The following is a 6,569-nucleotide window of genomic DNA, read 5'->3' as shown; positions in this document are numbered from 1 at the left end:
CTCCGGCGGCTTCAACATCTTTCCGCGCGAGGTCGAGGACGTGCTGTCGCAGCATGCCGACGTCGCGATGGTCGCCGTGGTCGGCGTGCCCGACGACAAATGGGGCGAGGCCGTCACCGCGGTCGTGGTCGCGCGCGAAGGCTGCCGGCCGAACGCCGACGAATTGATCGCTCTGGTGAAGGCGCGCAAGGGCGCGGCGCACGCGCCCAAGCACATCAAGTTCGTCACGGAATTGCCGATGACCGGCGTCGGCAAGGTCGACAAGAAGGTGCTGAAGGCGGGGTTCTGGGTCGGGCGGGACCGGATGGTGGGGTGAAAACTCTCGTGTCCCGGATCAGCAGCGCATCGCGTCGAAGACGCGCGTGAACGCGCTGATGGCGCTGCGCGGCATCCGGGACACGATGGCGTCACGCTTTCGTCTATCCCCGCTTCTCGATCACCAGGCTCTGCACGGCGCGGCCGAAATAGCCTCGTTCATCGGCAAGCCGCGCCATCGCGAGGCCGGCGCCATCGGGACCGATCCAGGATTCCGCATCGAGCAAAATCCACTCCCCGACCGGCTGCCGCGCAAAACTGACGGTGAGGTCGGCATTGATGAACGTCCATTCGTGGAAATCCAGCGCCGCGGAAGTGCCGTTGCAGAAATCCGCCGCGACCACCGCCCGCATCGCCTGCGACACCGGCGAGCCCTCGACCAGCGGGCGGTCGGCGCGGTACCAGATCGCGCCGGGACCGGGCACACCGAAACTGCCGCGGGCGGCGCGCAGCGACATGCCCGATACGAAGGGGCTCGAGGAAAAATTCGCCGGCTCGACGCGCGATTGGTCCGGCCCCGGCAGTTCGACCGGCAAGTCCGCGACGTCAGGCGGCAGCGCCAGGGCCTGGGCCTTGATCTTGAGTACGGTGGCGCCGACCACGACGGCGTCGCCAGCGCGCAGCCGGACGGCGCACAGCTGGATCTTGCGTCCCTCGCGCAGCACTTCGGTCTCGAGCGTCAGCGGCGCCACCGGCACCGGGCGCATCAGGTCGATGGTGACGCGCGCGATGTGCATCGGTACCGGCGTCGCAATCGCCTCGGCCGCCCACACCACCAGCGACGCCGGCGCGGAGCCGTGCTGCATGCCGGGATCCCAGGGCCCGGCGGCGTTCGGACTGGTGAAGACGCGATTGCCGTCCACGCGAAAAATGGCGTCCATTTAATTCCGTTTTTTCAGTTTGCGTTCCCCGGACGCAGCGCAGCACGAAGTGATGCGCTGCTGATCCGGGGTCCATGTTGTCGCGAGCATTGCTGGGTCCCGGCTCTGCGGCGCACCGCCAAGTGGCGCTGCACCGCGTCCGGGACACGTACGCCTCACAGCGGCGGATCAATCGCCTCGTCGTATTCCTTCTTGAACCGCGCGATCAATTCGGCGGCGGGCACGATCTTGGCCACGCTGCCGACGCCCTGGCCCGAGCCCCAGATTTCCTTCCAGGCTTTCGGCTTGGCGCGCTCGCCGGAGGCGTCGGTGCCGAAACTCATTTTCGAGGGATCCGACTCCGGAAGATTGTCCGGATCCATGCCGGCCGCGACGATCGACGGCTTCAGGTAATTGCCGTGCACGCCGGTGAACAGGTTGGAATAGACGATGTCCTCGGCGGAGGACGCAGTCACCATCTGCTTGTAGGCCTCAACGGCATTGGCTTCCGTCGTGGCGACGAAAGCCGAACCGATATAGGCGAAATCGGCACCGAGGACGCGCGCCGCGCGGATGGCGCGGCCGTTGGCGATCGCACCCGACAGCGCGATCGGTCCATCGAACCATTGCCGTGTCTCCGCCACGAACGCCAGGGGCGAGATCACGCCGGCATGGCCGCCGGCGCCGGCGGACACCAGGATCAGGCCGTCGGCACCCTTCTCGACCGCCTTGTGCGCGAACTTCTGGTTGATGACGTCGTGAAACACGATGCCGCCCCAGCGATGCGCGGCCTGATTGAGTTCTTCGCGGGCGCCGAGCGAGGTGATCATCATCGGCACCTTGTGCTTCTCGCACAGCGCCATATCCTGATCGAGCCGGTTGTTGGATTTATGCACGATCTGGTTCACCGCGAACGGCGCCGACAGCCGCTCGGGATGCGCCTTGTCATGCGCGGCAAGCTCTTCCCTGATCCGGACCAGCCACTCGTCGAGCAAAGCCGGCGGGCGGGCGTTCAACGCCGGGAACGATCCCACGATCCCCGCCTTGCACTGCGCGATCACGAGATCGGGCACCGAAATGATGAACAGCGGCGCGCCGATCACCGGAATCGACAGACGGCCCTTGAACAGAGCAGGCATGGACATTCGAAAAATCCTTCTGGTTATTCGTAACGGGCCAGGCGGCAGCCCGGGGCTGCCAGACGCTCTACCAACAAGGCAATCTTTCCAGTGTCAAGTATTGCGTTTTGACGCTGCGTTCGACGTTACTGGCACAGCGCGCGGGTGACGTAATTTTCGGTGCGGCAGTCGCCCGGCTCGCGCTTTCGGCCCGGCAGATACACCTTGGCCGAGCATTTTTCCGCAGCATCGGTATCGAGGCTCTTGCCTTCGGTGTGGCCCTTGCTCTGGCAGAGCTTGTCGGCGGCGGCCTTGCAGTCCGGCGCGCCATTGCCTGAAACCGGACAGGCCATGCGTCCGGTCACCATCAGCGAAGGTTTGGCCAGGCGCGACAGGCCCTCTCCGGCACCCTTGGTGCGCGCATTCAGGTCATCGATCGCCTCCTGCGGGCTCTTGATGGTGGGCAGGATCGATTTGGATTTGTCCCAGAGCTTGCCGAGTTCGTTGATCAGGCCCGGATTCTCCGGCGGCGACGGCGGTGCGGGCTCGTTCTGCTGCGGCGCCGGTTGCGGCCGGTCCGGGCTCGACTGCTGGGCCGGCGACTGGATGGCGAGCGACGGCGCCGCCTGCGGCCACGCCGCTGATGCGGCCAGCACGCATATAGAGAACACCGTGCTGGCGGTCGCTACCCGCGTCCTGAACAGCGCTGGGAAGTTGCCGGTTGAATCAAGCATGCCTGAAGCGTAGCCCGAAGCGGCGGACCGGCAAAGCATTTCACGACCGGGTATCAGATCAGCTTGAACGCGACGACAAACCCGAGCACCAGCACGGCGGCGCCGAGCGCCACCCATAGCCCCAGGCGCTTCTCGATCTGGGCCCGGATCCATTCGCCGTAGCGGTTGAGCAGGATGGCGACCACGAAGAAGCGGCCGCCGCGGGCGATGATCGAGCACAGCACGAACAGCCAGATGTTGTAACCGGCGAAGCCCGAGGTGATCGTGACCAGCTTGTAGGGGATCGGCGTCAGGCCCTTGCCGATGATGATCAGGGCGCCCCATTCGGCATAGGAGGCGCGGAAAGCCTCGACCTTGCCGCTGAGGCCGTAAATCTGGATCAGCCATTGCCCGAGCGAATCATAGAGCAGCGCACCGATGCCATAGCCGACGATGCCGCCCAGCACCGAGGTCACGGTGCAGACCATGGCATAGAACCAGGCGCGCTCCGGCCGCGCCAGCGACATCGGGATCAGCATCACGTCCGGCGGCACCGGAAAAAACGAGCTTTCCGCGAACGACACCGCGCCCATGATCCAGACCGAATATGGCTTGTGGGCGGAGTCGATGCACCAATCGTAAATTCGTCTCAGCATGGCGCGATGAACCATCCCGGAGCGAATTTGTCCATGCCGGGAAATGGGAGAAATTCGGGAGGTTTAGTGCCGCTTTCGCAGGCTGCGGCCTTCAAGCGCGACAATTCGTCGCCGGCCGACCGAGGGCGCCGCTGTGGGCGCGGCCGTTGCTGTGGTTGGCATCCGTATTTTGGACGATGATTTCGGCAGTTTCTCGGCGATTCCCTGCAAATGCTCGCGCCGCTCCATTTCGCGCCAGACGTCCTCGGGGCGCACGCCGGCCGATGCCCACAAAACGGTGAGATTGTAGAGCAGATCGGCGCTCTCGCGGACCACCGCATCGGAATTGCCGTTGACGGCATCGATCACGACCTCGATGGCTTCTTCCGCCAGCTTCTTCGCCATCTTGGCCGGGCCACGCTGAAACAGCCGTGCGGTTCGCGACGTGGCCGGATCGAGATCCTTGGCCGCGAGGACAGCCAGATAAAGCCGTTCGAGCGAATCACCCATCTTCAGAACCTAGTCGAAACCGATGCAAAGCGTGTTAACGGCCGGTCCCCGGCCGCATCGGGCCAAGAAAAATCCGCCGGCATCGTTAAGGTGCCGGCGGATCCATTCTCTCGGATAGCGCTGGTTACCAGCCGGCCATCGGGTGACCGTTGAAGTGGGGCACGCTCGCCTTGGAGCCGTAGTAGCCTCCGCCATAATAACCGCCGCCGCCGTAGTAGGGCTGGCCGCCATAATAGGGGTCGCCGCCATAGTAGACCGGGCCTCCGCCGTAATAGGCCGGGCCACCGCCATAGTAATAGTCCCGGCGGTTCTGGGCCGCGGCGATGGCGATACCGGTGCCGACAATACCGGCGAAAGCGGCCGCCGCCGCCGCACCGCCGCCGCCACGATAATATCGGCGCCGGGCGCTGAAGTCGGTGGCGTCGCCGGTCGGGGCCGCCGTCGACAGGCCTTGGGACAGGCCTTGGGACAGGCCTTGGCTTGCAGGCGCGGATCCGGCGCGGGCCGTCGTCGGCTCGAACGTGGTCAGCGCCACCGCAGCGACGGTCGCCATGACGGCGGTGCGGCCGATCGATGAGAGTAGAGTCTTGCGCGCGAACATCTCGATGTCCTCCGTGGTCGTCTGGCCTGGCAGGCCGTGTCGCTATGGGGCGTCAGTACTCGCGGTGATGGGGCGTCAGGGTATCGAAGGCGCCGCCGCGGCCGTAGTGGTTGCTGGGGTACCCGCCATAGTGTCCGCCGCCATAGTAGGGCTGGCTGCGATAGTAAGGCTGACCGCCGCCGTAATAGACCGGGCCGCCACCGTAATAGGCCGGCCTTTGATCGTAGTAATAGTGCCGGCGGTTCTGTGTCGCGGCGATTGCGATACCGGTGCCGACGATACCGGCAAAAGCGGCCGCCGCAGCGGCGCCGCCGCCGCGACGATAATGCCGGCGACGGGCGCTGAAGTCGGTGGCATCGCTGGTCGCGGCCGACGACAGGCCCTGAGCGGGCCCTTGGCCTGCGGGCGCGGATCCGGCGCGGGCCGTTGAAGGCTCGAACGCGGTCACCGCCACGGCGGCGATGGTCGCCACGGCAACGACGCGGCTGATCGATGAAAACAAGGTTCTACGCGCGAACATCTCAATGTCCTCCGTGGTCGTCTGGCCTGGCAGGCCTAATATGGCTAACCACTGGCTCCATGTTAAGTTCCCCAATCCGAATGCAAGCTGAACGATCGGTGTCGAAATCGTGGCACTCATTGGCCGTTCAGGCTTGATGCGACAGAATGCCCCTCTCCGGCGCCCCCCTGCGTCATGAAACAAACATAGCCGGCGCCGCAGCTGGCGTCCGGCCCGCCTGAAGTAATCGCAATGCGTGGAATTTCGACCATTATTGTTCGCGGCTTCCTGACTTCGCTGTTGGGTCTGCTGAGTCTTGGGGTGGGCCTGGGGGAATGCGCGGCGGCGGGCGAAACGCGGTCGCCGGTCGCGATCCAGTTTTCGCTCGATCGTCCGATCGATGCCAGCGCCGCCCCGTTCGTGCTGGCGGCGAACAAGGGGTTGTTCAGCTCGGAAGGGCTGGCGGTCAACATCAATGTCGCCAGCGGATCGCAGGATGGCATCGCCCGCGTCGCCGCGGGGACCAGCGACCTGGCGCTGGTCGACATCAACGAACTGATCCGGTTTCGCGACAAGCCCGGCGCGCGGCCGATCAAGGCGGTGTTCGTACTGTTCAACAAGGCGCCCTACGCCATCATTGCCCGCAAGAGCCGCGGCATTCAGGCGCTCTCCGACATCGACGGCAAGACCCTCGGCGTCGCCGAGGGCGACCTGGCGATCCGGCTATGGCCGGCGCTGGCGCGGCAGAACGGCATCAAGGCCGCCAGCGTCAAGCAGAACCGGATCAGCGCCGCCGTGCGCGAACCGATGCTGTCGGCGGGGCAGGTCGATGCCGTGACCGGGTTTTCCTACCTTTCGGGTGTCAATCTGAGGGACCGCGGCGTTCCCGCCGACGATCTTGCCGTGCTGCGCTACGCCGATTATGGCTGCGAGGCCTACGGCTTCGCGCTGATCGTCAACCCGGCCTTCGCCGCCTCCAGGCCCGAAGCGGTAAAGGGTTTTCTGCGCGCGGTGATGGCCGGCACCCATCTCGCGATCAAGGACCCGACGCGCGCCGCGGAGGAAGTGGTGAGCCGGATGGACGGCGGATCGCGCGATCTCGAACTTGAACGCTGGCACGCTGTCATTCGCGACAACATCCTCACCACCGAAGTGAGGCGCAACGGCATCGGCGGCATCGACCCCGTCAGGTTCGAGCGCTCGGTCGATCAGATCGCCGAGGATTTCAAGTTCCAGAAACGGCCGGCGGCAGCCGACATCTTTGACGATTCCTTCCTTCCCGCGCCTGGCGGCCGGATGATCAATTGAGGGAGAAAGC

Annotated in this window: 8 protein-coding genes and 1 pseudogene; 2 read left to right on the top strand and 7 right to left on the bottom strand. The window is 65.3% G+C overall.

Annotated elements, in window-relative coordinates:
* Positions 1 to 316, top strand: a pseudogene (locus tag Q7U29_RS14625) (acyl-CoA synthetase); the annotation flags it as partial.
* A 103-nt stretch (positions 317 to 419) separates the two neighbouring features.
* On the opposite strand, the gene Q7U29_RS14620 reads toward Q7U29_RS14625, so the two are convergent.
* The 7 genes from Q7U29_RS14620 to Q7U29_RS14590 form a co-directional block, all read right to left on the bottom strand.
* Complete coding sequence (locus tag Q7U29_RS14620) at positions 420 to 1,196, bottom strand: thioesterase family protein (RefSeq protein ID WP_304742588.1); 777 nt, start codon at positions 1,194 to 1,196, stop codon at positions 420 to 422.
* 155 nt (positions 1,197 to 1,351) lie between these two features.
* Complete coding sequence (locus tag Q7U29_RS14615; RefSeq protein WP_304742586.1) at positions 1,352 to 2,320, bottom strand: nitronate monooxygenase family protein; 969 nt, start codon at positions 2,318 to 2,320, stop codon at positions 1,352 to 1,354.
* Between the two features lie 119 nt (positions 2,321 to 2,439).
* The gene (locus Q7U29_RS14610; protein ID WP_304742585.1) at positions 2,440 to 3,027 is read right to left on the bottom strand and encodes a hypothetical protein; all 588 of its coding nucleotides are present in this window, start codon (positions 3,025 to 3,027) and stop codon (positions 2,440 to 2,442) included.
* A gap of 53 nt (positions 3,028 to 3,080) precedes the next feature.
* On the bottom strand, positions 3,081 to 3,662 hold the full coding sequence (locus Q7U29_RS14605; RefSeq protein ID WP_304742583.1) for a YqaA family protein: 582 nt from the start codon (positions 3,660 to 3,662) through the stop codon (positions 3,081 to 3,083).
* Between the two features lie 63 nt (positions 3,663 to 3,725).
* Positions 3,726 to 4,151 carry a phosphoribosyl-ATP diphosphatase gene (gene hisE, locus Q7U29_RS14600; protein ID WP_304742581.1) on the bottom strand — a complete coding sequence of 142 codons (426 nt, stop codon included), beginning with the start codon at positions 4,149 to 4,151 and terminating at the stop codon, positions 3,726 to 3,728.
* A gap of 124 nt (positions 4,152 to 4,275) precedes the next feature.
* Positions 4,276 to 4,752: a hypothetical protein gene (locus Q7U29_RS14595; RefSeq protein WP_304742579.1), complete on the bottom strand. Its 477-nt coding sequence runs from the start codon at positions 4,750 to 4,752 to the stop codon at positions 4,276 to 4,278.
* Between the two features lie 52 nt (positions 4,753 to 4,804).
* Positions 4,805 to 5,272 (bottom strand): hypothetical protein, encoded by a 468-nt coding sequence (locus Q7U29_RS14590; protein ID WP_304742578.1) that lies wholly within the window; start codon positions 5,270 to 5,272, stop codon positions 4,805 to 4,807.
* A gap of 231 nt (positions 5,273 to 5,503) precedes the next feature.
* On the opposite strand from Q7U29_RS14590, the gene Q7U29_RS14585 reads away from it, so the two are divergent.
* Positions 5,504 to 6,559, top strand: coding sequence for an ABC transporter substrate-binding protein (locus Q7U29_RS14585; protein ID WP_304742576.1), 1,056 nt, complete (start codon positions 5,504 to 5,506; stop codon positions 6,557 to 6,559).
* Positions 6,560 to 6,569 lie beyond the last annotated feature (10 nt).

This window comes from Bradyrhizobium sp. (assembly GCF_030654605.1).
Classification (GTDB): domain Bacteria; phylum Pseudomonadota; class Alphaproteobacteria; order Rhizobiales; family Xanthobacteraceae; genus Bradyrhizobium.
Note: the sequence above shows the minus strand (reverse complement) of the source record. Positions and strands in the feature narration are given on the sequence as shown.